The following is a 14,066-nucleotide window of genomic DNA, read 5'->3' as shown; positions in this document are numbered from 1 at the left end:
TTTTATGGGCGAGGTTTACAGACCGTCAAGCATCGCCTTGTTACGCACAGCACCCTTGTCGGCACTGGTGGCCAGCAGGGCATAAGCCTTCAACGCGGTGGTGACTTTGCGCGGACGCTTCTCCACCGGCTTCCAGCCTTTCTTGTCCTGCTCGACCCGGCGTGCCGCCAGTTCTTCATCGCTGATCAACAGGTTGATCGAGCGGTTCGGAATGTCGATCAGCACCTTGTCACCATCCTGCACCAGGCCGATGGCGCCGCCCGCAGCAGCTTCCGGCGAAGCGTGGCCGATGGACAGGCCCGAAGTACCGCCCGAGAAGCGGCCGTCGGTCAGCAAGGCGCAGGCTTTGCCCAGGCCCTTGGATTTCAGGTACGACGTCGGGTACAGCATCTCTTGCATGCCCGGGCCGCCTTTCGGGCCTTCGTAACGGATGATGACGATGTCGCCTTCCTTCACTTCGTCAGCGAGGATGCCGCGTACTGAGCTGTCCTGGCTTTCGTAGATCTTGGCGCGGCCTTCGAACACGTGGATCGACTCGTCCACACCGGCGGTTTTCACGACGCAGCCATCGAGGGCGATGTTGCCGTACAGCACGGCCAGGCCGCCCTCTTTCGAATAGGCATGCTCGACACTGCGGATGCAGCCGTTTTCACGGTCGTCGTCGAGTGTTTCCCAACGGGTCGACTGGCTGAACGCGGTCTGCGTCGGGATGCCGGCCGGGCCGGCCTTGAAGAAGTGATGCACGGCTTCGTCAGTGGTCTGGGTGATGTCCCACTTGGCGATGCCTTCGGCGATGGATTTGCTGTGCACGGTCGGCAGGTCGGTGTGCAACAGGCCGCCACGGGCCAGGGAGCCGAGGATCGAGAAGATCCCGCCGGCGCGGTGCACGTCTTCCATGTGGTACTTCTGGATGTTCGGCGCGACTTTGCACAGTTGCGGCACGTGGCGGGACAGGCGGTCGATGTCCCGCAGGTCGAAGTCGATCTCGGCTTCCTGGGCGGCGGCCAGCAAGTGCAGGATGGTGTTGGTGGAACCGCCCATGGCGATGTCCAGGGTCATGGCGTTTTCGAACGCCTTGAAATTGGCGATGTTGCGCGGCAACACCGACTCATCGTTCTCGGTGTAGTAACGCTTGCACAGCTCGACGATGGTGCGGCCGGCCTGCAGGAACAGCTGCTCGCGGTCGCTGTGGGTGGCCAATGTGGAGCCGTTGCCCGGCAACGCCAGGCCCAGGGCTTCCACCAGGCAGTTCATCGAGTTGGCGGTGAACATGCCGGAGCACGAACCGCAGGTAGGGCAGGCGCTGCGCTCGTATTCCGCAACCTTCTCGTCAGAAGCGCTGGAATCGGCGGCGATGACCATGGCGTCCACCAGGTCGAGGCCGTGGGAGGCGAGCTTGGTCTTGCCGGCTTCCATCGGGCCGCCGGAGACGAAGATCACCGGGATGTTCAGGCGCAGGGCGGCCATCAGCATGCCGGGGGTGATCTTGTCGCAGTTGGAGATGCACACGATGGCGTCGGCGCAGTGGGCGTTGACCATGTATTCCACGGAGTCGGCGATGATCTCGCGGCTCGGCAGGGAATACAGCATGCCGTCATGGCCCATGGCGATGCCGTCATCCACGGCGATGGTGTTGAATTCTTTTGCCACGCCGCCGGCGCGTTCGATCTCGCGGGCGACCAGTTGACCCAGGTCCTTGAGGTGGACGTGGCCGGGTACGAACTGGGTGAACGAGTTGGCAATCGCGATGATCGGCTTCTTGAAGTCGTCATCTTTCATCCCCGTGGCGCGCCACAGTGCGCGGGCGCCGGCCATGTTGCGGCCGTGGGTGGATGTTTTCGAGCGGTAATCAGGCATTGGAGCACTCCGGGCGGCTAATCAAGTACTAAAGGGGAGTGAGCTTCTAATTGACGACTGGAACACCCGAAAAATGGCCGTGTGTCCGGAAGTTGCCACTCGCGTCGCGGGATCGCCGCTTGCTTGGGCCTTGAGCTCATAAACCCGCCGGGGGATGACTGGCGATGAATAGGTCCGATTCTACACCGCTGGCGGCCGGAGGGAATGGCCGTCTACCTGTAGGAGCGAGCTTGCTCGCGAAAAACGTCAACGGTAACGCAGCGCTATCAGGTGGTCCGTGTCGTCTGTTGGTTGTTCGCGAGCAAGCTCGCTCCTACAGGGTTGCGTATTTCACAGCCACATGGCGTCCCAGAGCGGATAGTCGCCGATACGCTCAACCAGCCCTGCTCTTAATGGATTGGCGACGATGTATCGAGCTGTTGCTTTCAGGTCATCTTCTCGGCGTAGCGCCCGATCAAAGTAGCCCTTTTGCCAAAGTGTCCCGTGGCAACTCCTCGCTTTGTTAATGGCGTGGGCACTTCGCGACTTGGTAATCCGCATCAGTCTCGGCAAATCGCCGTTGTGCAATTCCACCAGCCAATGGAAATGGTCCGGCATCACGACCCAGGCCAGTGAGGTCGCCTCGCCGTCGTCCTGAGCCTTTCTGAATTCGCGAACAAGCAGGCGACCAATGCGCCAGTCCTGGAAGACCAGCTGTCGTTGATGGGTGACGGCGGTGAGCAGGTAAATGCGGCCGGATTCCGAATAGCGGCCTTTACGCAGCCGATGGGCGTTTTGCTGGGTGGACATTCCTTCGTCCTCTTCGTGTGGGTAGAAGAGAGACGGTAGGAGGCAACAGTGTCTATTGGCGTTTAAACACTGGTTCTGAATATGTCATGCCTTCTGTAGGAGCGAGCTTGCTCGCGAAGAACGTCAACGATAACGCAGCGCTATCAGGTGGCCCGTGTCGCCTATATGTTTTTCGCGAGCAAGCTCGCTCCTACAGTGGGAGTGGGAGTGGGAGAGCGTTAGCGTCCGACTCTGATGTTCGTCACTACGCCCCAAACGCTGAGCACGATGAAGCTGATGGCGATGGTCATCAGCAAGTTGTCTCCGGCTTGGGCGAGCGCGGCGCTGCTGACGGCGGCGGTGATGAACATGATGCTGTTGCCGGCCGACGCGGCGGTGCCGGCGCTGCTGGAGAACAGCAACATGGCCGCAGAAATCGCGGCGGGGCGTACCAGGGTCACGGCCAGGGCGCTGATCAGCATCGGGATCAGCAGGGTGATGGTGGTCATGGCCTCATAGCTGATCACCAGCGTCAGCAATACGCCTGCGATTCCCAGCAGGCCCAGCCCGAGGTTGATTTGTCGCGTGAGGGAGATATGTTTCTGCAGTGCAGTTGCTGCAACGCCGCCCAGCAGGTAGGCAACGCCATACACCATCAGCACTACCGCGTACTGGTATTCGGACAGCTTCAACTCATCCATGAAAATCAGCGGTGTCACGCTGATCAAGGCGAAGTAACACGCGAATACCAACGCGGCGATCCACCAGTAACGGATGAAGTCCCGGTTGCTTGCGATGGATTTCAGCGTGGCGATGATCGAAACAGGGGCTCTTTCAGGGCTGGCCGCCTTGGACGGCAATATCAGCCAGGCATGGATAAACATGCCTAGCGCCATCACCGCAAATCCATAAAAGCTGCCCTGCCAATCAAATGTGGTTTGCAGCCAGGAGCCGAGCAGCGGCGACAGCGCAACGAACGATCCGCTCAGGGTCATGTAGTAGATGCGGATGCGGGCGCGATCCTGCTCTTCGAAAAGGTCTTCAACCAGCGCATGGCCGAGCACAAAAAAGCCACAGCCGATGGCCTGGACGGCGCGAAACAGCAGGAAACTCGGGTAATTCGCCGCCAGTGCGCAGCCGATCGAGCCTAGGGTGGAAACCACGATGCACCCCAGCAGCACTTCCTTGCGCCCGAATTTATCTGAAAGCGGGCCGGCGATCAGTTGGGAAATCGCAAAAACCAGAGTGAACAGGCTGATGGATAAGGCGACCTCAGCAGTTGAGGTATCGAACTTCGCGGCCAGGGCTGGAAAGGAGGGCAGCAGGATATTGATCGGGAAGAAGCTGATCAGCGAGATGCAGGTGATGAGGATGAAGCGCGAGCGTTGTTGGCGTTTTAAGTCGCCATGGGGTGGCGAATAAGAGGACTCAGACATTGTTTTTATTTTCCGGAGTAAAACCAGAAACCGATACTAGTCTGCGAAACGGGGAATTCAATCAAAAGTGTTGTGGGAGGCCAAGCCCATGATGGTGTGTGTTGCCGCTGTAGGAGCGAGCTTGCTCGCGAAGAACGTCAACGATAACGCAGCGCTATCAGGTAGCCCGTGTTGTCTATTCGTCTTTCGCGAGCAAGCTCGCTCCTACAGTTGATCCGGTTCCAATTGGGCGTTAGCTATTCGGCAACAACCGGCAAGTAATGCTCTTGATATACCGGGTCTCGGCAATCGCCGGGTGCACCGGGTGGTCCGGGCCCTGGCCGCCGCGTTCCAGCATCTGGATATTGCGATCCAGGTGACGGGCGCTGGTCAGCAGGATGTTTTGCAGGTCGTCTTCCGGCAAGTGCATCGAGCACGAAGCGCTGACCAGGATGCCGTCCTTGCTGAGCAGGCGCATGGCTTGCTCGTTCAGGCGGCGGTAGGCGCCTTCGCCGTTTTTCATGTCTTTCTTGCGCTTGATGAAGGCAGGCGGGTCGGCCACGATCACGTCGAAACGCTCTTCGCTGGCTTTCAGCTCTTTGAGGGCTTCGAACACGTCGCCTTCGATGCAGGTCATTTTCTCGGCAACGCCGTTCAGTGCCGCGTTGCGCTCCACGCCGTCGAGGGCGAAGGCGGAGGCGTCGACGCAGAACACTTCACTGGCACCGAAGGCGGCCGCTTGCACGCCCCAGCCGCCGATGTAGCTGTACAGGTCGAGTACGCGTTTGCCTTTGGCATACGGGGCCAGGCGGGCGCGGTTCATGCGGTGGTCGTAGAACCAGCCGGTCTTCTGGCCCTGGATCACCGGCGCTTCGAACTTCACGCCGTTTTCTTCCAGCGCCACCCACTCCGGCACCAGGCCGAACACGGTTTCGACGTAGCGGTTGAGGCCTTCGGCATCACGCGCAGCGGAGTCGTTCTTGAACAGGATGCCGCTTGGCTTGAGCACTTGGGTCAGTGCGGCAATCACGTCTTCCTTGTGGGCTTCCATGGTCGCCGAAGCGATCTGCACCACCAGGATGTCGCCGAAACGGTCGACCACCAGGCCTGGCAACAAGTCGGAATCGCCGTACACCAGGCGGTAGAACGGCTTGTCGAACAGGCGGTCACGCAGGGACAGGGCGACGTTGATGCGGTGTACCAGCAGCGACTTGTCCAGCGGCAACTTGATGTCGCGGGACAGCAGGCGGGCGCAGATCAGGTTGTTCGGGCTCATGGCCACGATGCCGAGGGTCTTGCCGCCGGCTGCTTCCAGGATCGCCTGGTCGCCTGCCTGGAAGCCGTGAAGAGGTGTGGCGGCCACATCGATTTCGTTGCTGTAGACCCACAGGTGGCCGTTGCGCAAACGACGATCGGCGTTGGCTTTGAGACGCAGGCTTGGCAGGGACATGACGTCGCTCCGGAAAAAAGAGCGGGAGTATACCGTGTTGTGCAGTACTTGGCGGCGCCGCCGGACATGTGGGTTGTGATGTCCCTGTGGGAGCTGGCTTGCCTGCGATAGCATCACCTCGGTTATCTGAAAGACCGAGCCGTCTGCATCGCAGGCAAGCCCGCTCCCACATTCGGTCCGGTTTCAGTTCGGGTTTTTGAGGTGTCAGCCCGGTTGCCATAAAGGTTAGAATCGCCGCCTAGTCCAGAGTGTGCCCCCTATGTCCCAAGAGCTATCCGCCGAACAGATCCAACAGAGCCTGCAAGGCATCAGCGTGCCGCCTCAACCGCAAATCATGGTGGATTTGCAGATGGAGCAGTACATGCCCGATCCGGACCTGGAAGTGATCGCCCGGTTGATCGCCCAGGACCCGGGCCTCTCCGGCTCGCTGCTGAAGATCGTCAATTCGCCGTATTACGGTCTGAGCAACAAGATCGTCTCGATACAGCGCGCGGTGAACCTGCTGGGCAGCCGCTCCATCGTCAACCTGATCAACGCGCAGTCGATCAAGGGCGAGATGAGCGACGACACGATCGTCACCCTCAACCGTTTCTGGGACACCGCCCAGGACGTGGCCATGACCTGCCTGGCCCTGGCCAAGCGCACCGGCAGCCAGGCGGTCGATGAAGCCTACGCATTGGGGCTGTTCCACGATTGTGGCGTGCCGTTGATGCTCAAGCGTTTCCCGAACTACATGAGTGTGCTGGAAGAGGCCTATGCCAACGCCGGCCCGGAGTGCCGTGTGGTCGACACCGAGAACCAGGCGTTCAACACCAACCATGCCGTGGTGGGTTACTACACCGCCAAATCCTGGCGCCTGCCGGAACATGTGACCGATGCCATCGCCAATCACCACAATGCCCTGGCGATTTTCAGCGACGAGTCCAACCAGAAGCCGCAGCTGAAAAACCTGCTGGCGATCCTGAAGATGGCCGAGCACATTTGTGCGTCGTACCGCGTGCTGGGCAACCAGGTGGATGACCATGAGTGGAACGCCATCGGCCCGCTGGTGCTGGACCATATCGGCCTGTCGGACTACGACTTCGAGAGCTTGAAGTTGTCGATCCGCGAGCTGGGCGCGCACTAACCCTTTTTCCAAGAGGTACACATGCCCGAGTTACCGGAAGTCGAAACCACCCGGCGCGGAATTGCGCCGCACCTGGAAGGCCAGCGGGTCAGCCGTGTGGTGGTGCGTGAGCGGCGCCTGCGCTGGCCGATCCCGGAAGACCTGGATGTGCGGCTGTCCGGGCAACGCATCGTGCTGGTGGAGCGGCGGGCCAAGTATTTGTTGATCAATGCCGAGGTCGGCACGCTGATCAGCCACTTGGGGATGTCGGGCAACCTGCGCCTGGTGGAAGCCGGCAGCCCGGCGGCCAAGCATGAGCATGTGGATATAGAACTGGAGTCGGGCCTGGCCCTGCGCTACACCGACCCGCGACGCTTTGGCGCGATGCTCTGGAGCCTCGACCCGCTGAACCACGAGCTGCTGATCCGCCTGGGGCCGGAGCCGTTGACCGACCTGTTCGACGGCGAGCGGCTATTCCAGCTGTCCCGTGGACGCTCGATGGCGGTGAAGCCGTTCATCATGGACAACGCGGTGGTGGTGGGCGTGGGCAATATCTATGCGACGGAAGCGCTGTTTGCCGCCGGGATTGATCCGCGTCGGGAAGCCAAGGGCATTTCCCGTGGGCGTTACCTGAAGCTGGCGATCGAGATCAAGCGCATCCTGGCGGCGGCCATCGAGCGCGGCGGCACCACGTTGCGGGACTTTATCGGCGGCGACGGACAGCCGGGGTATTTCCAGCAGGAATTGTTCGTCTATGGCCGTGGTGGCGAGGCGTGCAAGGTCTGTGGGACCGAATTGCGCAACGTGATGCTGGGGCAGCGGGCGAGTGTGTTTTGCCCGAAGTGTCAGAGCTGACAATTTGTGGTGCTGCTGATGGCCTATTCGCGAGCAAGCCCGCTCCCACATTCGACTGCATTCCAAAGGTGGAACTCGGTCGAATGTGGGAGCGGGCTTGCTCGCGAAGGGGCTTAATGAAGCGCCAAGGGACTTAGGCTTTGCCGGTAATCAACCGGTACTTCTCCATCAGTTGCTCTTCCGTTTCCGGATGAGCCTCGTCCAGCGGAATGCAATCCACCGGGCAAACCTGCTGGCACTGGGGTTCGTCGTAGTGGCCGACACACTGGGTGCACAGGTTGGGGTCGATCACATAGATCTCTTCACCCTGGGAAATGGCAGCGTTCGGGCACTCGGGTTCGCAGACGTCGCAGTTGATGCAATCGTCGGTGATGATCAGGGACATGGAAACTCCTGCCAGGGCTGTCAGCCAAGGCATCTGAAAACTAATGCGCGCAATTGTGCCGCATTGGCGCCCCTGTGGCGAGGGGGCTTGTCTGTGGTGAGGGGGCTTGTCCCCCGTTGGGGCGCGAAGCGGCCCCGAATCAGGCGAACGGGTTTTACCTGAAACTACGCGGCGTCTTTATTGGGGCTGCTTCGCAGCCCAACGGGGGACAAGCCCCCTCGCCACAGACAAGCCCCTCGCCACAATAAGCCCAAAGACCAGAGTTATTTCTTGAAGCGCAGCGTCAGCGCATCCGCCACAGCCGGGTGCACGAACTTGGTGATATCCCCGCCCAACGCCGCGATTTCCCGGACCAACGTCGAGGAAATGAACGAATAACGTTCCGAAGGCGTAAGAAACAGGCTTTCCACGTCCGGCGCCAGTTGGCGGTTCATGTTGGCCAGCTGGAATTCGTATTCGAAGTCCGACACCGCCCGCAGGCCGCGCAGGAACACATTGGCGTTCTGTTCCTTGGCGAAGTGCGCCAGCAGCGTCGAGAAGCCGACCACTTCAACGTTGGGCAGATGCTTGGTGACCTCACGGGCCAGCTCCACGCGCTGTTCCAGGGGAAACAGCGGGTTTTTCTTGGGGCTGGCAGCGACCGCGATAATCACATGGTCGAACAAGCGCGAGGCGCGTTCGACCAGATCGCCATGGCCCTTGGTGATTGGGTCGAAGGTACCTGGGTACAACACTCGGTTCATCGCGTCGTCCTGGCGGAGTCCGTTGGGGAACCGGATGGTATCGCAGCCATCCCGGTCGGCCAAGTCAACTTATTCAGAAGAAAGCACTATAGACACCGCGAATACCCGGTTTTTTCAGGCCGTTTTCAGACGTTCGGCCAATGCCGTCGCCAGTTGCGCCGTCAATCCATACACCGATAACTGCGGGTTAGCGCCAATGCTGGTGGGGAATAGCGAGCCATCGTGGATCGACAAGTTGCGCAGTTGATGATGGCGCCCCAGGCTGTCGGCCACGGCGTTTTTCGGTTCTTCCCCCATCGCGCAACCGCCCATTACATGAGCGCTGCCGAGCCGGGTTCGGTGCAATTCGAGGTTCAACCCGTCGATCATGCTGCGGGCTTCAGCCAAGGTGTTCACGTAGCGCGCATCGCCGTGCAGCGGCATCACCGACTTGGCGCCGCCGGCAAACTGAATCTCCGCCATGCTGTGGAATGCCCGGCGCAGGCCGTCCCAGGCGTAGGGCGAAACCTGATAATCGAGCACCGGTGTGCCATCGCCGCGTAATTCGACTGTGCCACCCGGGCTGTCGGGGTGGAAGCCGTCCCGCAGCAGCGCAAGCATGGCGTGGGTTTTCGGCAGTTGACCCATGTCCAGCGCGTTCTGCGTGCCGTAGCCGCCGAGCAAGGTGCTGGCCAGGCCCGGATGCAGTGGCGGTACTTCGAGCTTGTAGGACATTTTGCCGGTAGTGCCGTCCTGCCATTGGAAGTGATCGGAATAAATCGACTGCGGCGCGCCGTAGAACGGGTTGATCACCTCGTCGAACAACCCGGCGGAAAAATTCACCAGGTGTAAAAAGGTTCGCTTGCCCAGGCGCGAGTGGGGATCGGGTGCGTCCGAGCGCAGCAGCAGCGCCGGGCTGTTGATGCCGCCGCCGGCCAATACGTAATGCTTGGCTTTGACTGTGATCTTGCGGCCTGTGGGTGCCACGCAATACTGATCCATGGCCACGCATTCGAGGCTGGTGATGGTGTCGCCGCTGAATTTCAAGCGTTCGGCACGGGCCAGGTACAGCAGCTCGCCGCCTTTCTCCAGGGTGGACGGAATGGTGGTCACCAGCATTGATTGCTTGGCGTTGACCGGGCAACCCATGCCGCAATACCCCAGGTTGAAACAGCCGCGCACATTGCGCGGGATCACGTGCCAGCTGTAGCCAAGCTTTTCGCAGCCCTTGCGAATCACGTCATTGTTGGCATTCGGTGGCATCGCCCAAGGCGCGATGCCCAGGCGTTGTTCCATTTTTTCAAACCAGGGCGCCATCTCGGCGCTGCTGTGGCCCTTGACCGCGTATTCGCTGGCCCAGTGGGCGAGGGTCGGGTCCGGGGTGCGGAAGCTGGAGGTCCAGTTGATCAGCGTGGTGCCGCCGACCGCTCGGCCCTGCAGGATGGTGATGGCGCCGTCCTTGCTCATGCGCCCGATGCCTTCCTGGTAGAGGCTGGCGTAGGCCTCGTCCTCCAGCAGCTTGAAGTCGTTGCTGGTCTTCAGCGGGCCTTCTTCGATCAGCAGCACCTTGTAGCCGGCGGCGCTGAGGATTTCGGCGGTGGTGCCGCCGCCGGCGCCGCTGCCGATGATTGCGACGTCGGCTTCCAGGGTCAGGTCCTGGTCGAGGGCGGCGCCATTGTGGGTCTTCCAGCCGCGGGCCATGCCATCGCGGAACAGATCAGGTACGGGCATCAGGGTCGTCTCTTGTTTTTATCGGGATGCGAATCAGATTTTCGGTGGGCCGGGGTAGCCGCAATGCGCCCAGGACTCGGGGCGGAAATACCAGGCCATGATCACCAGCTTGAGCAACGAGCCCTGGCCCATGCGCAGCAGGTTCAGGTAGCTGTTTTCCCAACGGTGCAGGAAGTTGCGGATCTGTTCGCCGCTGGCGTTTTCCCAGCTGCCCCACACCCCGGTCAGCGGCCCACGGGTGACGGCCATGCCCAAGACGTCGAACAGTTGCTGGGTCAGCTTGAACATCTCGGGCGACAGGTGTTGCAGGCTGAAGTCGAGCTTTTTCAGGGTGTCGTCGATGCCGGCCACCACTACCTCGGCGCTGGCCACGCCCTCCAGCAGCACCGGGATCACCGCCCGCAAAAACGGCAGGTCACTGCTGCGCAACATCGCAAAGCCGCTGGCAGGGGTGCTGCTGGAGCAGCCGCTGAGGCTGGCGCCCAGCCCGGCGGTGGCCAGGAAGGCGCTGGCGCACAGGCCGAGTTTCAAGACGCCGCGCCGTGACAGCGCGGGTGATTCAGTCAGGCTAGGGTTCATTCTTATTGTTATCCCGGTGATGGGTTTGTTAGCGGACGAACAGCTTCTGGATCAACTTCTGGATGGATTTGCCATAGGGCGGGTAAATCAGCTTGGCCGCGTTCAGGCGTTGCTTGATCAGCACGCCCTTGGCCTTGCTGAAGGTCAGGAAACCTTCATGGCCGTGGTAATGGCCCATGCCCGACGGGCCGATGCCGCCGAAGGGCATGTCGTCCTGGGCTACGTGCAGCAACGTGTCGTTCAGGCACACGCCGCCGGAATGGGTTTCGTGCAGTACGCGGTTCTGTTCCGCCTTGTCGTAGCCGAAGTAATACAGCGCCAGCGGGCGAGGGCGCTGATTAATGTAGGCAAAGGCCTGGTCGAGGCCGCGATACGGCACGATCGGCAGCACCGGGCCGAAGATTTCGTCCTGCATCACGGTCATCTCGTCGCTGACATTCAGCAGCAGGCTGTGGGCCATGCGGCGGTCCTGGCCCTGGTCGTACAGCGGGACCAGGGTGGCACCCTTGTCGGTGGCGTCTTTCACGTAGCCGTTGAGCCGGGCCAACTGTCGTTCGTTGATGATGGCGGTGTAGTCCGGGTTGTCGGCCAGGGTCGGATAGAACCCGCGAACCGCCTTGCTGTAGGCCTCGACGAAGCCGTCTACACGGTCTTCCGGCACCAGCACATAGTCCGGCGCCACGCAGGTTTGCCCGGCATTCAGCGCCTTGCCGAAGGCGATGCGTTCGGCGGCGTCCTTGAGCGGCACGTCGGCGGAAACAATCGCCGGTGATTTGCCGCCCAGTTCCAGGGTGACCGGCGTCAGGTGTTCGGCCGCCGCGCGCATCACGTGCTTGCCGATGCTGGTGGCGCCGGTGAACAGCAGGTGGTCGAAGCGCAGCTTGGAAAACGCCATGCCCACTTCAGCCTCGCCAAGCACCACGCACACCAGGTCCTCAGGGAAGATCTTCGCCAGCAGCGCCTTGAGCAACTGGCCGGTGGCGGGGGTGGATTCGCTGAGCTTGAGCATCACCCGGTTGCCGGCCGCCAATGCACCCACCAGCGGGCCGATGGCCAGGTACAGCGGGTAGTTCCAGGGCACGATCACCCCGACCACACCCAGGGGTTGATAGATGACCTTGGCGGACGCGGGCTGGAAGGCAATGCCTACAGCGCGGCGGGAAGGTTTCATCCAACCCTTGAGGTGTTTGCTGGCGTAGTGAATGCCATGCAGGCTGGGCATCAGTTCGGCGAACAGGGTTTCGTCGGCGCTGCGGTGGCTGAAATCACTGCTGATGGCGTTGATCAGCGCCTGGCGCTCGTCACTCAGCAGCTCGCGTAAGGCCTTGAGCCATTGCTGGCGCTGGGCGGCCGGCGGCATCGGGTTGGCGGCGTAGGCTTGGCGCTGGGCGTCGAACAGTTCCTGGAGCTGGTCCAGCGCCTGGGAATCTTGCAGGTAGGCAACGTTGGCAGACATGGCGAAGTTCCCGATTGTTATTGGAATGCTTCAGTTTTTAGAGTCATTGCTCTAAATTGTCAAATAACATTGCACAACGTGCCGATTTATCCGGACAAGGATAGTCCGTAAGATGCCGCCATCACGGGTCTAGAAGTTGATTTCCCATGGCACCACGAGTAAAGACCAGCGAGCGCATTGTGCAAACCAGCCTGGAGCTGTTTAACCAGCAGGGCGAGCGCAGTGTCAGCACCAACCATATCGCCGCCCATATGGAAATTTCCCCGGGCAACCTGTACTACCACTTCCCCAACAAGCAGGCGATTATCGCGGTGCTGTTTCGTGAGTACGAAGCGTTGGTGGACAGTTTCCTGCGCCCGCCCCAGGGCCGTGCGGTGACCGTGGAAGACAAGCGCTTCTACCTGCAGGCGGTGCTGGCCGGCATGTGGCGCTACCGCTTCCTGCACCGCGACCTCGAACACCTGCTGGAAAGCGACCCGGAGCTGGCCACCGGCTACCGGCGGTTCTCCCAGCGTTGCCTGATCCAGGGCGCAGCCATCTACCAGGGGTTTGTCGATGCCGGCATCCTGAACATGGACCCGGTGCAAACCGAAGCCCTGACCCTCAACGCCTGGATCATCCTCACCTCGTGGGTGCGCTTCCTGTGCACCACCAATGAAAAGTCCACGCACCTGAGCGCCGAGGCGATCAAGCGCGGGGTGTATCAGGTGCTGGTGCTGGAAGCCGGGTTTATCACCCCCAAGGCCAAGGACGCGGTGGATGCACTGTTCAAAGAGTTTTACGTGCCGTTGAATCAGGCGCTGGAAGAAGTGAAGTAGGATGTTTCCCGAACGCTAACCTAGCCACAGGAGTCAGTCATGCCGCTTGCCCAACTGATCAGCCCCCAGCAACTGGCCGAGCGCCAGAAGTCCGGCGGGCTGGTAATCCTCGATTGCCGCTTTGCCCTGGAAGACCCGGACTACGGCCTGTGCAGCTACGCCGAAGGGCATATCGAAGGGGCGCAGTATGCCGACCTGGAGCGCCACCTCAGCGGGCCGATAATCAAGGGCGTGACCGGTCGCCATCCGTTGCCGGCGCCGGATGCGTTTATCCGGCAACTGCGGGCATGGGGCGTTAACGCCGACAGCGATATCGTTTTGTATGACGACGGCCCCGGTGCCTATGCCGCCCGTGCCTGGTGGCTGCTGGCCTGGCTGGGCAAGCGCGACGGTGTGTTCATCCTCGATGGCGGCCTGAAAGCCTGGCACGCGGCGGGCTTCCCGTTGAGCCTGGATGCGCCGGTGATCGAGCCCGGCACCTTCAGCGGCACGCCGGACAACCACTTGCAACTGGACGCCGAACACCTGCAGAAACGCCTTGGCCAGCCCGGCCTGACCCTGATCGACGCCCGCGCCCAGCCGCGTTTTCGTGGTGAAGTGGAGCCGATCGACCCGGTTGCCGGGCATATCCCCGGCGCGCAATGTGCCGCATTCAATGAAAACCTGGGCAGCGACGGCCGTTTCCTGCCGGCGGACCAGCTCAAGCAACGCTTCGCCGCCAAGCTGCAAGACCGCTCGCCGGATGACCTGGTGGCCTACTGCGGCTCGGGCGTGACTGCCTGCCACAACCTGTTTGCGCTGTGCCTGGCGGGTTACCCGTTGGGCAAGTTGTACGCGGGGTCGTGGAGCGAGTGGATCACTGATCCAAAGCGGGAAGTTGCAACAGGCGACTGAGGTCTGCCTGACCCGGTCTGAGCCAAAGTGT

Annotated in this window: 13 protein-coding genes; 4 read left to right on the top strand and 9 right to left on the bottom strand. The window is 61.2% G+C overall.

From position 1 onward, the window contains the following. Window positions 1-15: 15 nt before the first annotated feature. From ilvD to HX818_RS13240, 4 genes are all read right to left on the bottom strand, one after another. Window positions 16-1,857: a dihydroxy-acid dehydratase gene (gene ilvD, locus HX818_RS13255; protein ID WP_003213802.1), complete on the bottom strand. Its 1,842-nt coding sequence runs from the start codon at window positions 1,855-1,857 to the stop codon at window positions 16-18. 330 nt (window positions 1,858-2,187) lie between these two features. Then, on the bottom strand, window positions 2,188-2,646 hold the full coding sequence (locus HX818_RS13250) for a transposase (protein WP_003213801.1): 459 nt from the start codon (window positions 2,644-2,646) through the stop codon (window positions 2,188-2,190). A gap of 218 nt (window positions 2,647-2,864) precedes the next feature. Next, entirely contained in the window at window positions 2,865-4,061 is a 1,197-nt protein-coding gene (locus HX818_RS13245) for an MFS transporter (protein WP_134327475.1), read from the bottom strand. 232 nt (window positions 4,062-4,293) lie between these two features. Beyond that, window positions 4,294-5,490 carry a class I SAM-dependent rRNA methyltransferase gene (locus tag HX818_RS13240; RefSeq protein WP_003213799.1) on the bottom strand — a complete coding sequence of 399 codons (1,197 nt, stop codon included), beginning with the start codon at window positions 5,488-5,490 and terminating at the stop codon, window positions 4,294-4,296. Between the two features lie 313 nt (window positions 5,491-5,803). On the opposite strand from HX818_RS13240, the gene HX818_RS13235 reads away from it, so the two are divergent. Beyond that, the gene (locus HX818_RS13235) at window positions 5,804-6,616 is read left to right on the top strand and encodes an HDOD domain-containing protein (RefSeq protein ID WP_174717803.1); all 813 of its coding nucleotides are present in this window, start codon (window positions 5,804-5,806) and stop codon (window positions 6,614-6,616) included. Between the two features lie 21 nt (window positions 6,617-6,637). After that, complete coding sequence (gene mutM, locus HX818_RS13230) at window positions 6,638-7,450, top strand: bifunctional DNA-formamidopyrimidine glycosylase/DNA-(apurinic or apyrimidinic site) lyase (protein ID WP_008438968.1); 813 nt, start codon at window positions 6,638-6,640, stop codon at window positions 7,448-7,450. Between the two features lie 133 nt (window positions 7,451-7,583). Here mutM and HX818_RS13225 read toward each other — a convergent pair whose 3' ends face one another. The 5 genes from HX818_RS13225 to HX818_RS13205 form a co-directional block, all read right to left on the bottom strand. After that, window positions 7,584-7,835, bottom strand: a complete 252-nt coding sequence (locus HX818_RS13225; protein WP_003213796.1) for a YfhL family 4Fe-4S dicluster ferredoxin — start codon at window positions 7,833-7,835, stop codon at window positions 7,584-7,586. 263 nt (window positions 7,836-8,098) lie between these two features. After that, window positions 8,099-8,578 carry a pantetheine-phosphate adenylyltransferase gene (gene coaD, locus HX818_RS13220; RefSeq protein ID WP_003176711.1) on the bottom strand — a complete coding sequence of 160 codons (480 nt, stop codon included), beginning with the start codon at window positions 8,576-8,578 and terminating at the stop codon, window positions 8,099-8,101. Between the two features lie 114 nt (window positions 8,579-8,692). Then, entirely contained in the window at window positions 8,693-10,288 is a 1,596-nt protein-coding gene (locus HX818_RS13215; protein ID WP_003213795.1) for a GMC family oxidoreductase, read from the bottom strand. Between the two features lie 33 nt (window positions 10,289-10,321). Next, window positions 10,322-10,867 carry a twin-arginine translocation pathway signal protein gene (locus HX818_RS13210; RefSeq protein WP_087693254.1) on the bottom strand — a complete coding sequence of 182 codons (546 nt, stop codon included), beginning with the start codon at window positions 10,865-10,867 and terminating at the stop codon, window positions 10,322-10,324. Between the two features lie 28 nt (window positions 10,868-10,895). Next, window positions 10,896-12,323, bottom strand: coding sequence for a coniferyl aldehyde dehydrogenase (locus HX818_RS13205; RefSeq protein WP_134327473.1), 1,428 nt, complete (start codon window positions 12,321-12,323; stop codon window positions 10,896-10,898). Between the two features lie 146 nt (window positions 12,324-12,469). On the opposite strand from HX818_RS13205, the gene HX818_RS13200 reads away from it, so the two are divergent. Next, the gene (locus tag HX818_RS13200; protein WP_003213791.1) at window positions 12,470-13,141 is read left to right on the top strand and encodes a TetR/AcrR family transcriptional regulator; all 672 of its coding nucleotides are present in this window, start codon (window positions 12,470-12,472) and stop codon (window positions 13,139-13,141) included. 39 nt (window positions 13,142-13,180) lie between these two features. Beyond that, complete coding sequence (locus tag HX818_RS13195) at window positions 13,181-14,035, top strand: sulfurtransferase (RefSeq protein WP_087693253.1); 855 nt, start codon at window positions 13,181-13,183, stop codon at window positions 14,033-14,035. Window positions 14,036-14,066: the final 31 nt, after the last annotated feature.

This window comes from Pseudomonas sp. F9001, assembly GCF_013385435.1.
Taxonomy (GTDB): domain Bacteria; phylum Pseudomonadota; class Gammaproteobacteria; order Pseudomonadales; family Pseudomonadaceae; genus Aquipseudomonas.
Note: the sequence above shows the minus strand (reverse complement) of the source record. Positions and strands in the feature narration are given on the sequence as shown.

What these genes read in the sequence shown, in the direction of transcription:
- HX818_RS13225 (WP_003213796.1), bottom strand. Translation starts at nt 7,835, where the DNA reads ATGTCCCTGATCATCACCGACGATTGCATCAACTGCGACGTCTGCGAA.
- HX818_RS13210 (WP_087693254.1), bottom strand. Translation starts at nt 10,867, where the DNA reads ATGAACCCTAGCCTGACTGAATCACCCGCGCTGTCACGGCGCGGCGTC.
- mutM (WP_008438968.1), top strand. Translation starts at nt 6,638, where the DNA reads ATGCCCGAGTTACCGGAAGTCGAAACCACCCGGCGCGGAATTGCGCCG.
- HX818_RS13200 (WP_003213791.1), top strand. Translation starts at nt 12,470, where the DNA reads ATGGCACCACGAGTAAAGACCAGCGAGCGCATTGTGCAAACCAGCCTG.
- HX818_RS13250 (WP_003213801.1), bottom strand. Translation starts at nt 2,646, where the DNA reads ATGTCCACCCAGCAAAACGCCCATCGGCTGCGTAAAGGCCGCTATTCG.
- HX818_RS13215 (WP_003213795.1), bottom strand. Translation starts at nt 10,288, where the DNA reads ATGCCCGTACCTGATCTGTTCCGCGATGGCATGGCCCGCGGCTGGAAG.
- coaD (WP_003176711.1), bottom strand. Translation starts at nt 8,578, where the DNA reads ATGAACCGAGTGTTGTACCCAGGTACCTTCGACCCAATCACCAAGGGC.
- HX818_RS13205 (WP_134327473.1), bottom strand. Translation starts at nt 12,323, where the DNA reads ATGTCTGCCAACGTTGCCTACCTGCAAGATTCCCAGGCGCTGGACCAG.
- HX818_RS13245 (WP_134327475.1), bottom strand. Translation starts at nt 4,061, where the DNA reads ATGTCTGAGTCCTCTTATTCGCCACCCCATGGCGACTTAAAACGCCAA.
- HX818_RS13195 (WP_087693253.1), top strand. Translation starts at nt 13,181, where the DNA reads ATGCCGCTTGCCCAACTGATCAGCCCCCAGCAACTGGCCGAGCGCCAG.
- ilvD (WP_003213802.1), bottom strand. Translation starts at nt 1,857, where the DNA reads ATGCCTGATTACCGCTCGAAAACATCCACCCACGGCCGCAACATGGCC.
- HX818_RS13240 (WP_003213799.1), bottom strand. Translation starts at nt 5,490, where the DNA reads ATGTCCCTGCCAAGCCTGCGTCTCAAAGCCAACGCCGATCGTCGTTTG.